This window comes from Phyllobacterium pellucidum, from assembly GCF_013327855.1.
Lineage (GTDB): Bacteria > Pseudomonadota > Alphaproteobacteria > Rhizobiales > Rhizobiaceae > Phyllobacterium > Phyllobacterium pellucidum.
The window spans coordinates 518,728-531,145 of sequence record NZ_JABUMX010000002.1; the positions used below are offsets into that span (position 1 = coordinate 518,728).

Below are 12,418 nucleotides of genomic sequence, written 5' to 3' on the forward strand. Positions count from 1 at the left end.
ACATGGAAAAAATGCCTTTCATGTGCCGCAGAATTGACGAAAGCGGTTTGCAAGACTTCCCCGGTACGCAATACTGCTGCGACAGGACGCTGTTTGCAGGTTCATCAAATTTCATTTTTCAACGATCCCACGGAGGAGATGCCGACATATGCCTCATGAAACGCCGCTGATTGCGACAATCGTCATTGGTCTGGTTCTGGCCTTTATTTTTGGTGCGATTGCCAATCGGTTGCGAGTTCCTCCCCTTGTCGGATATCTCCTCGCCGGCGTGCTCGCCGGCTCCCATACCCCCGGTTTCGTCGCCGACCAGAAGCTCGCGGCGGAACTTGCCGAAATCGGCGTCATCCTGCTGATGTTCGGCGTCGGCCTGCATTTTTCCCTGAAAGACCTTCTCTCGGTCCGCGCCATTGCTATTCCGGGCGCAGTCGTACAGATCGTCGCGGCTACAATCCTCGGCGCCGGTCTCGCCTGGATCCTTGGCTGGGGTCTGCAGGCAGGCCTCGTCTTCGGTCTGGCCCTGTCCGTAGCAAGTACCGTCGTATTGCTTCGCGCCATGCAAGAGCGCCGCCTTATCGAGACCGAGCGCGGCCGCATCGCCGTCGGCTGGCTGATTGTAGAAGACCTTGCCATGGTCCTCGCGCTCGTCCTGCTACCGGCAATTGCCGGTGCGCTCAATAGCGGCGGTGACGGCGAGCAGGCCATGCGCGCGCTCAGCGATCCGATCGTCAACTATTTCAACCTCGGCGTCCTCGGCGTCATCCTTTTGACCCTCGGCAAGGTAGCCGCCTTTGTGGCCGTCATGCTCATCGTCGGCCGACGCGTCATTCCCTGGACGCTGCACGCCATTGCGCATACGGGCTCCCGCGAACTGTTCCGCCTCGCCGTACTCGCCATCGCGCTTGGCGTCGCCTTCGGTGCGGCAAAGCTCTTCGGCGTATCGCTGGCGCTTGGCGCCTTCTTTGCCGGCATGATCATGAGCGAATCCGAGCTCAGCCACCGCGCTGCCGAAGAATCGCTGCCGCTGCGCGATGCTTTCGCGGTACTGTTCTTCGTTTCGGTTGGCATGCTGTTCGATCCGATGACAATCGTCCAGGATCCGCTGCCGCTACTGGCAACGCTGGCGATCATCGTCATCGGCAAGTCGCTCGCTGCTTTCTTCATCGTGCGCGCCTTCGGTTATCCGTCCGGCACGGCGCTCATTATTTCCGCAAGTCTGGCGCAGATTGGTGAATTCTCCTTCATTCTCGCCGAGCTTGGCGTCGATCTTGGCATGCTGCCGCAGGAGGGACGCGACCTCATCCTTGGCGGCGCCATCCTGTCGATCCTCGTCAATCCGCTGGTATTTGCCGCGGTGACATATCTCAAACCCCGGCTGGAAAAGCGGGCGGCAGCAACCGAGCCTGTTGCGGATCCGGCCGAACCTTCCGCTGTCGAGGCAGAGGCCGTGGAGGAAGTGCAACCCACTACGCTGACGGATCATGCGGTGCTCGTCGGCTACGGCCGGGTGGGCAGTCTCGTTGGCGAGGCGCTCAAGGAACGAGGCAAGCCGTTCCTCGTTATTGAAGATGCCGACAAGACCGTCGCCAGGTTGCGGGATGACAATATCGAGACCATCGTCGGCAACGCCGCCAATGGCGACGTACTCGCGGCGGCCAATCTGGTTGGAGCCCGGCAGTTGATTCTGGCGATACCAAATGCTTTCGAGGCCGGACAGGTCGTCGTCAAGGCACGCGCTGCGAACCCGACGATCAACATTCTGGCGCGCGCCCATTCGGACGCCGAAGTGCAGCACTTGCAGGACCTCGGCGCCGATACGGTGATCATGGGCGAACGCGAGATCGCGCGCGGTCTGGTTTCCCAGATTCTCGGTCTCGATGAGCCGTTGCCCGCACCATTGACTGAATAAAGACAACAATAAAAGCGACCGGCATGAGTGGGCAGGACCGAGTATGAAGCTGAAGGATTATGTATGGCCGGTTGTCGGACTGGCTGCCGTCGGGATTTCCGTATGGCTCCTCTATAAGGAGTTGCGGAGCATCTCGCTGGATGACGTAATCGACAGCATATACGCAATTCCTCCGCATCGCTGGGTCCTCGCCGCGCTGTCCTCGCTTGCCGCCTACGCGGCCCTCGCCGGCTACGACCGCGTGGCGCTCCTGCATCTTCGCCGCAAGATTTCGTGGCTCTTTATCGCGCTATGTTCCTTCACAACCTATGCGCTGTCTCACAATATCGGCGCGTCGGTGCTTTCAGGAGCCGTCGTTCGCTATCGCGCCTATTCCTCGCAAGGGATGAGCGGGTCTGAAATCGCATTGCTGATTGCCTTCTGCTCCTTCACTTTCATGCTCGGCATACTGACGCTCAGTGCTTTCGTGCTTTTGATCGAGCCGGAAATACTTCAGCGGTTCAACGCGGATTTGCCGATTTCCGTGGGCTATGTCCTCGGTTACGGCTCGCTGGCCATCGTCCTCCTTTATGTCTTTGGCAGCTGGCTGCAATTCAAACCCTTGCGGATTCGCCAGTTCACGCTCGAATATCCGCGTCTCTCGGTTGTCGCGCAGCAGCTGATCGTCGGACCGCTGGAGCTCATTGGCGCTGCGGCTATCATCTATTTCACGCTGCCCGCCGAAGGAAATCCCGGGTTTCTGATCATCCTCGGCATTTTTCTCGTGTCGTTTTCAGCAGCCCTCATCTCCCATGCGCCTGGCGGTCTCGGCGTCCTTGAACTCGTATTCCTGACCGGCTTGCCCGACATGAACCATGCCGACGTTCTCGCCGCGCTTATCATCTTCCGTCTGTTCTATCTCCTGATCCCGTTTGCCCTGTCGCTGCTCGTAGTGCTCTATTTCGAACGCTCCCAGCTTCTCATCCGCTGGTACAAGAAAGACGGAGAAACGTAAGCGGCGCTTTCCACACAAGCGCGGTTTTGCAGGGCCAGATTTTCCCATTATGCCGGCTCTTTAGTGGGCTGTTTCTTCAAGAATTGCCGCGGCAACCTTATTTTTGGGCCACATCAGAGTTCCTTCAGGCGATTTTGCATCAAGGGAGTTGTGGCACCGATGACGACATTGATCATTCCGGGATATCGCGGATCCGAAAGCGGCCATTGGCAAAGGCAATGGCTTGCCGAGGATGATACCGCCCATCTCGTCGAGCAGGACGATTGGGAAAACCCGGTACTGTCACAGTGGCTGCACGTGCTGGAAGCAAAGCTTGCCGAAACCCCGGATGCGGTTCTCGTTGCGCACAGCCTCGGCTGCGTTCTCGTCTCTCACCTCGCAAGCCGGCCCTCGGCGGCTCACATTGCGGGAGCCGTACTCGTTGCGCCCGCCGACGCTGAGCGCATGGCATCGCAGGATTTGAAGTTTGCGAGTTTCGCGCCCCTGCCCCGCTACAATCTCGGTTTCCCGTCGATCGTCGTTGCCAGCCGCAATGACCCCTACATGTCCTTCAAGAAGGCGGAAGCCCTTGCCGGCGTCTGGGGTTCGGGTTTTGTCGACCTGCAATATGCCGGCCATATCAATGTAGAAGCTGGGTTCGGCACGTGGCCCGACGGCCATGTCCTTGCCAACTCTCTGCGACGCCCGCAGCGAGACTACCGGCCACAGCGCGCCGCCTGAGCCTGGCTTGCTCAGCCGGCTCTTTGCTTGCGTTCGAGCACGTACTTCAACACTAGCGTCACGATTGCGATCAACGCCAATGTCGATGAAGCGGCAAAGGCGCCGGTAACGTTGTAATCGTTGAACAGCAATTCGATCTGCAGCGGCAATGTATTGGTCTGACCGCGAATGGCGCCGGACACGACGGATACCGCACCGAACTCGCCCATGACGCGGGCATTGCACAGCACCGCGCCATAGAGCAGCGCCCATTTGATGTTCGGCAGCGTCACATAGCGGAACGTCTGCAATCCGGTGGCGCCCAGCGTGATGGCTGCCTCTTCGTCTTCGCTGCCCTGCGCCTGCATCAGCGGAATGAGTTCACGGGCGACGAAAGGGCTGGTCACGAACAGGCTGACGAGAAAGATCGCCGGCACGGTGAACATGATCTTGATGTCGTAACTTTCGAGTAGCGGCCCGAGCAGTCCCTGGCTGCCGTAGAGAAACAGATATGTCACGCCGGCAACGATCGGCGAGACCGAAAATGGAATCTCGATAAGGCTGATCAGAAGCTGGCGACCCGGGAAGCGATACCGTGTCACCAGCCACGCGGCGCAGATGCCGAACACCATGTTGATAGGCACGACCACGATCGCGGTAAGCACCGTCAGCCAGATTGCATGCAGCGTCGCCGGCTGCGTGATCTGCGAGAAATAGACGCCCATACCTTCGCGGAACGCATAGGTGAAGATCACCAGCATCGGGACGCCGATGAAAAGCGCCGAAAGGATGAACGCGGCGCCGATGAGAACGCGATGGACTGCGCTCGCCGCTGGCTTGCCGCGCCGGGGTGAAGAATAGGCCGTGACGGCCGGCGCGGGCAGCGCGGATTCAGTTGCGTTCTGCATATCTCAAATGCCAGGACTGGATCGAGTTGGTTATGACGAGCATGAGAAAGGCGGTGACCAGCATCACTGTCGCCAGCGCTGCGGCGGCCGGATAGTCATATTCATCGAGCCGGATGAAAACGAGCAACGACATCACCTCGGTTTCAAAAGGCAGGTTGCCGGAGATGAAGACGATCGCCCCGAACTCGCCGAGGCTGCGCGCGAAGGACAGACTACAACCCGCTATAAATGCGGGCAAAATTGCCGGCCAGATGACCCTTGTGAATATTTGCCAATTGGAGGCGCCGAGGGATCTCGCCGCCTCTTCGACGTCACTGGCAAGATCTTCCAGCACCGGCTGCACCGTACGGATGACGAAGGGGATGCTGGTGAACATCATGGCGAGCGCGATGCCGAGAGGCGCATAGGCGACCTTGATACCGAGCGGCTCGAGATAGCGCCCAAACCAGCCATTGGCCGAAAATACGGTGACCAGGGCAAGACCTGCGACCGCAGTCGGCAGCGCGAAAGGCAAATCGACAATGGCATCGAGCAACCGGCGACCCGGAAACTCATAACGCACCAGCACCCAGGCGAGCAGCATGCCGAACATCGCATTGAGAAGGGTTGCCAGCGCAGCCGTCGATACCGTGATGCGATAGGTGGCAAGCGCTCTTTCCGAGGTGACGATCGTCCAGAAGTCCGCAAAGCCGAGATTGGCCGACTTGTAGAGCATGGCAACAAGCGGCAGCGCTACGATCACCACGAAATAGAGCAAGGTCACACCAAGGGTGAGACCGAAGCCTGGCAGAATTCCGCGCGAAGAAGACCTTGAAAACAATGACATTCCAGCTTTCTAGCCTGTGCATGTCCGAATGCAAGTCGTGGTTAAAAATAGAATGGCGCAGCATCGCCGCTGCGCCATATGCCATGCTGGCCGGTCCGGTTAACGCTTGGTGAACACCTTGTCGAGAATGCCGCCTTCGGAGAAATGCTCCTTCGAAAGCTTGTCCCAGCCGCCGAAGACATCTTCCACCGTCAGGAGCCGTGTTTCCGGAAACTGCGCGGCATATTTCGCCTTCACCGATGCGTCGTTCACACGGTTGAAGTTTTGGGCAAGGATGTCCTGGCCCTTGGGTGTGTAAAGGAACTTCAGATAATCCTCGGCAATGGCACGCGAGCCGCGCTTGTCGACCACCTTGTCGACGACGGTCACCGGGAATTCGGCAAGGAGGCTGACCGGCGGCACCACGGCTTCGTACTTGTCCTCGCCAAGCTGTTTGCGCGTTCCGAGCACTTCCGCCTCGAATGTAATCAGCACATCGCCAATGCCGCGCTCGGCAAAGGTCGTCGTTGCCGCGCGGCCGCCCGTGTCGAAAACCGGCACATTGGCGAACAGCTTCTTGACGAACTCCTGCGCTTTCGCTTCATCCTTGTTGTTGGCTTCGAGCGCATAGGCGTAGGCAGCCAGATAGGTATAACGCGCATTGCCCGATGTCTTGGGGTTGGGAAACACGACCTTGACGTCGTCGCGCACAAGATCATCCCAGTTCTTGATGTTCTTGGGATTTCCCGCCCGAACGAGGAAGGCGGGAAGCGAGTAATAGGGCGAGGAATTATTCGGCAGGCGGGACTGCCAGTCGGCAGGAATGAAGTTGCCCTTGTCGTGCAGGACCTGAACGTCGGTGACCTGGTTGAAGGTCACGACATCGGCGTCGAGCCCTTCAAGGATCGAGCGCGCCTGCTTGGACGAACCGGCATGCGACTGGTTGACGGTGATGTCCTTGCCCTTCTCGCTCTTGTAGGCAGCGGAAAACGCCTTGTCGATCTGCTCGTAGAGTTCGCGCGAAATATCGTAGGAAACGTTGAGGATTTCGCTCGGCTCGTCAGCCGCTTTCACCGCATTAAGGCTGAGGCCGAGCGCCACAGCCGTCAAAACCAATAGTCTTTTCATGGAAAACTCCCGCACAGGCCGGGAGCGAACGCACCGGCAATGATGACCATTGCCACACTGGTTCAAGATGGGCAATTTTTGCCAGAATGGCCGGAGCGGGCCCGACGCGGAAGGACTTTTGTTCTATTGTTAATGCAATAAATGAAACCAAATTCTACAACTATTGTGGCGCGGAGCAACTGCCTGCAGCGCGTCGCTCCGACCGCCGGATATGCCCGCGATTACCAGAAACCGCGATGCTGCCAGCACCAGAGAAAGTCTTCTTCCGTCCAATTGCGATGGCGCTTGGCGGACGCTTCATCGCAGTCGCGCTTCTTGGAGTCGCCGGTATCCAGCTCCAGCGTTTCTGCTGTAAATACGTCGCGCCACAAGCGTTCGGCCCGATTGAAAATGCTCGATACTTCACTGTACATCGCGACCTCCGAGAATGGTTTCGGTTGCAGAGTGCAGTTGCCTTTTGGGGTCAACCGATAGCTGATGATGACGGCTTGAAATCATTTGTCAATAATCTCTACCGGTTCAATCGTGTATCAATCGTGTGAAGCTGTCTTCGGCAAAGAGGCAAATATCTTAATGAATTCTTATTTTTCAGCGCCTTACACGCCATTTTTAAGCCATTCCTCCGCCGCAAAAAAACTTAAGATTTTTAACACTTCTACACTGGAAAATGGTATGCGACGGACTATGACTGCAGCTGAAACGGTGGTCAGGCAGAGAAAATGATATCGCAAAAAGCCAAATACGCACTGCGGGCTCTTGTCGTGCTCGCCAGGGCGGATGCTGAGAAAGCGCTCTTTATCTCCGACATCGCCGAAGAACAGAACATCCCAAAGAAGTTCCTCGAGCAGATTCTTCTCGATCTGAAGCGTCAGGGCATCGTCATGAGCCGTCGCGGCAAGATGGGCGGGTATCTGCTACTGAAATCCGCGGAGGACATCACATTCGGCGAAGTGCTGAGGCTCATCGACGGACCGATTGCGCCACTCCCCTGCCTCAGCAAGATCGCCTATCGCCGCTGCGAGGATTGCGCCAGCGAAGCGACCTGCGAGATTCGCCATGTCTTCAACGAGGTGGCCAATGTGACGCGGGGCGTCCTCGACAAGACAACCATTGCCGATTGCCTCGTCTACGGCGAAAACCACAACGTCGCAGCCTTGCTCGATAGCTGACTGGCCGAGGCGTTTGCTAGCCAAAAACTGCCTTGCCGATCACCGGCGTTGACGGCACGGCAACATCGCGCGGCTCGAGCATGCCGGCGCGAAATGCGGCGTAGCCGGCCTCCGTCGCCTTGGCGAAGGCGCCGGCCATCGCCACCGGATCACCTGCCTTCGCCACGGCCGTGTTGAGCAGAATCGCATCAAAGCCGAGTTCCATCACGGTCGCCGCATGCGACGGACGGCCGAGGCCGGCATCGACAATCAACGGGACCTCCGGAAAATGACCGCGCAGCGAGCGCAGCGCATGCAGGTTCAGCGGGCCTTGCGCCGAGCCGATCGGAGCGCACCACGGCATCAGCACCTCGCAGCCGGCATCGATCAGCCTCCCGGCGACGACAAGGTCGTCGGTCGTATAGGGAAAGACCTTGAATCCCTCGTTGCTGAGGATACCCGCGGCCTCGACCAGGGCGAAAACATCCGGTTGCAGCGTGTCGTGGTTGCCGATGACTTCGAGCTTGATCCAATCCGTGGCGAAGAGATCACGCGCCATTTGCGCCGTCAGCACCGCTTCCTTCGCCGAATGGCAGCCGGCCGTATTCGGCAGCACGCGCACGCCGGACGAGCGGATCAACGACCAGAACCTTTCACCGGAACTGCCACCCGCCGTTTCGCGGCGCAAGGAAACCGTGACGACCCCGGTGCCTGAGGCCTTAATGGCGTCGAGCAGAATTGCCGGCGATGGGTATTGCGCGGTTCCGAGCAGCAAATGTGAATGAAGTTCGGTGCCGTAAAGCGTAAGCATGGTCAGCCTCCCTGCTGCGGCGTCAGAATTTCGACGCGGTCCCCCTCCCGGAGCGCGCAGTCCGCGCGCTCGGCCGAGCGGACGAGTTCGCCATTCAGCGCTGTCGCCAGCCATTCACCCTCGAACTCCAGCTCGCTCAGCAGCGCGTTGAGGAATTGCGCCCCGACCTCACGCGTTTCACCATTGACGATGAGTTTCATTGCGCCTTGTTCCTTTCATCGAAAATCATGTCCGCAGCCTGCCGCGCCATGGCGGGAGCAAGCAGGAAACCGTGGCGGAAAAGTCCATTGATGCTGATTGCATTGCCGTTGCGGACGACGCGCGGCAGGTTGTCGGCATAGGCCGGCCGGATACCGGTTCCAGTCTCCACGATCTCAGCCTCGCCAAAGGCTGGATGGAGGCTATAGGCAGCATTCAGCAGTTCCATCATCGAGCGCGCCGTAATCGGCCCGGTCGCATCGCTTTCGATCATCGTTGCGCCGACCATGAAGGTCTGTCCTGCCCTTGGCACAATGTAGACGGGAAAGCGTGGATGAATGAGCCGTATCGGCCGTGACAGGGCAACATCCGGCGTGCGCAACAGCAGCATTTCGCCGCGCACGCCGCGAATGTTCTCGTCCTGCGTCGCGCGTCCGACACATTCTATGGTCCAATCGAAGTCCGACGGGGCCGACAGATCGGTTTCGAAACAGACACCGCAGGCGGCAAGCTTTGCCGCAAGAACGACCAGCGCGTGGCGAGGATCGAGATGCGCTTCGCTGGGAAAGTGAAGCCCCTTGCGAAAGCGGCCGGAAAGGTCGGGCTCAAGCGCCGCAATCTCTCCTTCATCGATCATTTCGAAGCCGGACGTGCGCGCCCCAAAACGGTCGAGTTCCTTATGGTCGCGTGCCGGGGCGAGGACCAGCGTGCCGTTCCGGGTCACGCTGCCGGGCAGTGCCTCCTCCCACCAATCGGCTGCCCCTCGTCCAAGCTCGACGACAGCCTGCTCGGCGCTTTCCCTTTCGCAATAGGGCGCGAGCATGCCGCCGGCATACCAGGATGCGGCCCTTAGGCCTCCGGGCGCAGGATCGACCACGGTCACCTCGATACCGCGCACCATCAGTTCATGCGCAACCGCCAGGCCGGCAACGCCAGCGCCTTTGACAAGCACCGCCATGAATCAGCCGCCATTTTCCAGCGGCATATAGAGATCGCCGCCCTCGCGGAATTTCGCCGCCATCGCCGCCATGCCTTCCTTCTGCGCCTCCGCCCTGATGTCGTGCGAAATGCGCATCGAGCAGAATTTCGGCCCGCACATCGAGCAGAAATGCGCCACTTTGTGCGCTTCTTTCGGAAGTGTCTCATCGTGGTAGAGGCGCGCGGTTTCGGGATCGAGCGACAGGTTGAACTGGTCTTCCCAGCGGAACTCGAAACGCGCCCGCGACAGCGCGTCGTCGCGTAGTTTCGCCGCCGGATGACCCTTGGCAAGGTCGGCCGCATGGGCGGCGATCTTGTAGGTGATGACGCCGACCTTGACGTCGTCCCGATTGGGCAGGCCGAGATGCTCCTTGGGTGTGACGTAGCAGAGCATTGCTGTGCCGAACCAGCCGATCATTGCTGCGCCGATGCCGGAGGTGATGTGATCGTAGCCGGGTGCGATGTCTGTCGTAAGCGGTCCGAGCGTATAAAATGGAGCCTCGCCGCAAACGGCGAGCTGCTTGTCCATGTTCTCCTTGATCTTGTGCATCGGCACGTGGCCGGGCCCTTCGATCATCACCTGGCAATCCTTGGCCCAGGCGATCCGGGTGAGTTCGCCGAGCGTCTCGAGCTCGGCAAATTGCGCCGCATCGTTGGCATCGGCGATCGAGCCAGGCCGCAGCCCGTCACCCAGGGAGAAGGAAACATCATAGGCGCGGCAAATATCGCAGATTTCCGCGAAATGCTCGTAAAGGAAGTTTTCCCTGTGGTGATGCAGGCACCACTTCGCCATGATCGAGCCGCCGCGCGAGACAATGCCGGTCACCCGGTTGACGGTGAGCGGGATGTAATGAAGCCGCACCCCGGCATGGATGGTGAAATAGTCGACGCCCTGTTCCGCCTGTTCGATCAGCGTATCGCGGAAAATCTCCCAGCTCAGATCCTCGGCGATACCGCCCACCTTTTCCAGCGCCTGATAGAGCGGAACCGTGCCGATCGGCACTGGCGCGTTGCGGATGATCCACTCGCGGATATTGTGAATATTGCGCCCGGTCGAAAGGTCCATGACCGTATCCGCGCCCCAGCGCGTCGCCCAGACCATTTTCTCGACCTCCTCGGCCATCGAAGAGGTGACAGCGGAATTGCCGATATTGGCATTGATCTTGACGAGGAAATTGCGGCCGATGATCATCGGCTCGAGTTCGGGGTGGTTGATATTGGCAGGGATGATCGCCCTGCCCCGCGCGATCTCGTCGCGCACGAATTCGGGCGTCACATAGTCCGGTATTGCCGCTCCGAAGGATTCGCCGTCGCGTACCAACGCGCTCCTCGCCGCCTCGCGGCCAAGGTTTTCGCGAATGGCGACAAACTCCATCTCCGGCGTAACGATCCCTGCCCGCGCATAGGCGAGTTGGGTAACCGCACGGCCGTCCCTGGACCTGCGTGGCCTGCTGAGGCCGGAGAAAGCCGGCGTCAGACGCTCACCGGTCGCAAAGCCATTATCGGCGGGGAGAACGTGGCGGCCGTCATAAACAATCGTGTCGCCCCTCGCCTCAAGCCAGGCCTCCCGCATGCGTGGCAGGCCCTGCGCAATATCGATCGTCACGAGCGGATCGCTATAGGGGCCGGACGCATCATAGACGGTGATATTGGGCTCGCCCGCCGTCGGATGCACGGCAATTTCGCGCATCGGTACGCGCAAATCAGCGTATATGCGCCCGGCCTTGTAGACCTTGGTCGATGCCGGGAGCGCGCCGGTCGAAACGATTGGAGTAATTGCGGTCATCATCAGGTTCCTTTGCTCCGCGAACGCTCAAAAACGCCCGCCAGTTCAAATTGCCCGCACGCCATTATGGCCATGCAGGCGCGAAACCCAGTTCTGTGCCGGAAGGATGAAAGGCTTGTGCGAACTACAACAGGAGATCCCTGGCCCGCGCAGACTTTTGCACCGTCCCTACGCCAGTATGAACTGGATCAGGTTCAACGGGTCACTGCGCTTGCCGATGGCCAGCAGTATCTCAGCCCCTTGTCGGGACCCCCCTGGTGAATGTCTCTAAGAGACCCGCCTGCAACGCTGTTGTCAAGCGGGTCAATACGTCAGGTCAGGTGCGCAGCGGCTTCAGGGCCTCTGCCCACTTGGCAAGCTCCGCCAGCATTGTTGCCGCGCTGCCCGTCATCGATTCGGTGGGCTGGAAGACGCCCTCATCATCGATGAACTGCTGATACGAATGCACTGCAACGCCATCGGGAATCGGCATCATGCGCAAGCCCGCAACCAGCCCTTTTACCGACTCGACCGAGCGCATGCCGCCGGATACGCCGCCATAGCTGACAAATCCGGCCGGTTTGTAATTCCACTCCTTCGACAGGTAAATCAAAGCGTTGATGAGCGATGGCGGAGCGAAATAATCATACTCCGGCGTAACGAAAACGGTTGCGTCTGCCGCATCGACGAGGCTGCTCCAACGCTTGGTATGAGCCTTTTCATATTTCTGCATGCGGGGATGATGCGGTTCATCAAGGAGAGGCAGGTTTATCTCGGCAAGGTCGATCAGCGCGGTTTCGAACCGGGCATCCAAGCTGGCAAATTCATGAAACCACTTTGCGACTGCCGGACCGCCACGACCGGGGCGTGTGCTGGCAATGATAATGTTGAGCTTGAGCGCCATATGCTTGTCTCCATGATGCATGACTGAATGCCCGCATGAATAGGCAGGCTATTAGGCCGCGCAAGGAGGCACTTTCTGGAAACCGCCCAAGGGATGATCCCGGCCGACCATTCAGGGCCAGGAAAAACGAAACCCGCCCCGGCAAGGCCGTGCGGGTTTTCTCGCTATAAAAAT

General features: G+C 59.2%; 13 protein-coding genes and 1 riboswitch. Of the genes, 4 read left to right on the forward strand and 9 right to left on the reverse strand.

The window, feature by feature from the left end; genetic code table 11:
* The first annotated feature begins 148 nt into the window (after positions 1–148).
* The 3 genes from ybaL (at position 149) to HQ945_RS10540 (ending at position 3,620) form a co-directional block, all read left to right on the forward strand.
* The gene (gene ybaL, locus HQ945_RS10530) at positions 149–1,906 is read left to right on the forward strand and encodes a YbaL family putative K(+) efflux transporter (protein ID WP_113280309.1); all 1,758 of its coding nucleotides are present in this window, start codon (positions 149–151) and stop codon (positions 1,904–1,906) included.
* Positions 1,907–1,949: 43 nt separating this feature from the next.
* Complete coding sequence (locus HQ945_RS10535) at positions 1,950–2,900, forward strand: lysylphosphatidylglycerol synthase domain-containing protein (RefSeq protein WP_113280308.1); 951 nt, start codon at positions 1,950–1,952, stop codon at positions 2,898–2,900.
* 159 nt (positions 2,901–3,059) lie between these two features.
* On the forward strand, positions 3,060–3,620 hold the full coding sequence (locus HQ945_RS10540; protein WP_027231824.1) for an alpha/beta hydrolase: 561 nt from the start codon (positions 3,060–3,062) through the stop codon (positions 3,618–3,620).
* A gap of 11 nt (positions 3,621–3,631) precedes the next feature.
* On the opposite strand, the gene cysW is transcribed toward HQ945_RS10540, so the two are convergent.
* The 4 genes from cysW to HQ945_RS10560 all read right to left on the reverse strand — a co-directional run bounded on the left by cysW (position 3,632) and on the right by HQ945_RS10560 (position 6,853).
* A complete protein-coding gene (gene cysW / locus HQ945_RS10545) occupies positions 3,632–4,360 on the reverse strand; it encodes a sulfate ABC transporter permease subunit CysW (RefSeq protein WP_425500650.1) in 729 nt (242 codons plus the stop codon).
* A gap of 130 nt (positions 4,361–4,490) precedes the next feature.
* The gene (cysT, locus tag HQ945_RS10550; protein ID WP_174208072.1) at positions 4,491–5,333 is read right to left on the reverse strand and encodes a sulfate ABC transporter permease subunit CysT; all 843 of its coding nucleotides are present in this window, start codon (positions 5,331–5,333) and stop codon (positions 4,491–4,493) included.
* Positions 5,334–5,432: 99 nt separating this feature from the next.
* Positions 5,433–6,440 carry a sulfate ABC transporter substrate-binding protein gene (locus HQ945_RS10555; RefSeq protein ID WP_027231827.1) on the reverse strand — a complete coding sequence of 336 codons (1,008 nt, stop codon included), beginning with the start codon at positions 6,438–6,440 and terminating at the stop codon, positions 5,433–5,435.
* A gap of 221 nt (positions 6,441–6,661) precedes the next feature.
* Positions 6,662–6,853, reverse strand: coding sequence for a hypothetical protein (locus HQ945_RS10560; protein ID WP_027231828.1), 192 nt, complete (start codon positions 6,851–6,853; stop codon positions 6,662–6,664).
* Positions 6,854–7,159: 306 nt separating this feature from the next.
* Between HQ945_RS10560 and HQ945_RS10565 the strand changes: the two genes are divergently transcribed.
* Positions 7,160–7,609 carry an RrF2 family transcriptional regulator gene (locus HQ945_RS10565; RefSeq protein WP_027231829.1) on the forward strand — a complete coding sequence of 150 codons (450 nt, stop codon included), beginning with the start codon at positions 7,160–7,162 and terminating at the stop codon, positions 7,607–7,609.
* A gap of 16 nt (positions 7,610–7,625) precedes the next feature.
* Here the strand turns inward: HQ945_RS10565 and HQ945_RS10570 are convergent, their stop codons facing one another.
* The 5 genes from HQ945_RS10570 to HQ945_RS10590 form a co-directional block, all read right to left on the reverse strand.
* Positions 7,626–8,399 (reverse strand): thiazole synthase, encoded by a 774-nt coding sequence (locus HQ945_RS10570; protein ID WP_027231830.1) that lies wholly within the window; start codon positions 8,397–8,399, stop codon positions 7,626–7,628.
* 2 nt (positions 8,400–8,401) lie between these two features.
* Positions 8,402–8,599, reverse strand: coding sequence for a sulfur carrier protein ThiS (gene thiS, locus HQ945_RS10575; protein ID WP_027231831.1), 198 nt, complete (start codon positions 8,597–8,599; stop codon positions 8,402–8,404).
* Entirely contained in the window at positions 8,596–9,555 is a 960-nt protein-coding gene (gene thiO, locus HQ945_RS10580) for a glycine oxidase ThiO (RefSeq protein ID WP_027231832.1), read from the reverse strand. The genes thiS and thiO overlap by 4 nt, the downstream gene beginning before the upstream one ends.
* A gap of 3 nt (positions 9,556–9,558) precedes the next feature.
* Positions 9,559–11,361, reverse strand: coding sequence for a phosphomethylpyrimidine synthase ThiC (thiC, locus tag HQ945_RS10585; protein ID WP_113280345.1), 1,803 nt, complete (start codon positions 11,359–11,361; stop codon positions 9,559–9,561).
* A gap of 147 nt (positions 11,362–11,508) precedes the next feature.
* Positions 11,509–11,627: riboswitch (TPP riboswitch) on the reverse strand.
* 50 nt (positions 11,628–11,677) lie between these two features.
* A complete protein-coding gene (locus HQ945_RS10590; protein WP_113280307.1) occupies positions 11,678–12,244 on the reverse strand; it encodes an NADPH-dependent FMN reductase in 567 nt (188 codons plus the stop codon).
* Positions 12,245–12,418: the final 174 nt, after the last annotated feature.

Excerpts from the sequence above, each read along its gene's own strand:
- HQ945_RS10555 (WP_027231827.1), bottom strand. The coding sequence starts at position 6,440 with ATGAAAAGACTATTGGTTTTGACGGCTGTGGCGCTCGGCCTCAGCCTT.
- ybaL (WP_113280309.1), top strand. The coding sequence starts at position 149 with ATGCCTCATGAAACGCCGCTGATTGCGACAATCGTCATTGGTCTGGTT.
- cysT (WP_174208072.1), bottom strand. The coding sequence starts at position 5,333 with ATGTCATTGTTTTCAAGGTCTTCTTCGCGCGGAATTCTGCCAGGCTTC.
- HQ945_RS10540 (WP_027231824.1), top strand. The coding sequence starts at position 3,060 with ATGACGACATTGATCATTCCGGGATATCGCGGATCCGAAAGCGGCCAT.
- cysW (WP_425500650.1), bottom strand. The coding sequence starts at position 4,360 with ATGCTGGTGATCTTCACCTATGCGTTCCGCGAAGGTATGGGCGTCTAT.
- thiC (WP_113280345.1), bottom strand. The coding sequence starts at position 11,361 with ATGACCGCAATTACTCCAATCGTTTCGACCGGCGCGCTCCCGGCATCG.
- HQ945_RS10570 (WP_027231830.1), bottom strand. The coding sequence starts at position 8,399 with ATGCTTACGCTTTACGGCACCGAACTTCATTCACATTTGCTGCTCGGA.
- HQ945_RS10560 (WP_027231828.1), bottom strand. The coding sequence starts at position 6,853 with ATGTACAGTGAAGTATCGAGCATTTTCAATCGGGCCGAACGCTTGTGG.
- thiS (WP_027231831.1), bottom strand. The coding sequence starts at position 8,599 with ATGAAACTCATCGTCAATGGTGAAACGCGTGAGGTCGGGGCGCAATTC.
- HQ945_RS10535 (WP_113280308.1), top strand. The coding sequence starts at position 1,950 with ATGAAGCTGAAGGATTATGTATGGCCGGTTGTCGGACTGGCTGCCGTC.
- HQ945_RS10590 (WP_113280307.1), bottom strand. The coding sequence starts at position 12,244 with ATGGCGCTCAAGCTCAACATTATCATTGCCAGCACACGCCCCGGTCGT.
- HQ945_RS10565 (WP_027231829.1), top strand. The coding sequence starts at position 7,160 with ATGATATCGCAAAAAGCCAAATACGCACTGCGGGCTCTTGTCGTGCTC.
- thiO (WP_027231832.1), bottom strand. The coding sequence starts at position 9,555 with ATGGCGGTGCTTGTCAAAGGCGCTGGCGTTGCCGGCCTGGCGGTTGCG.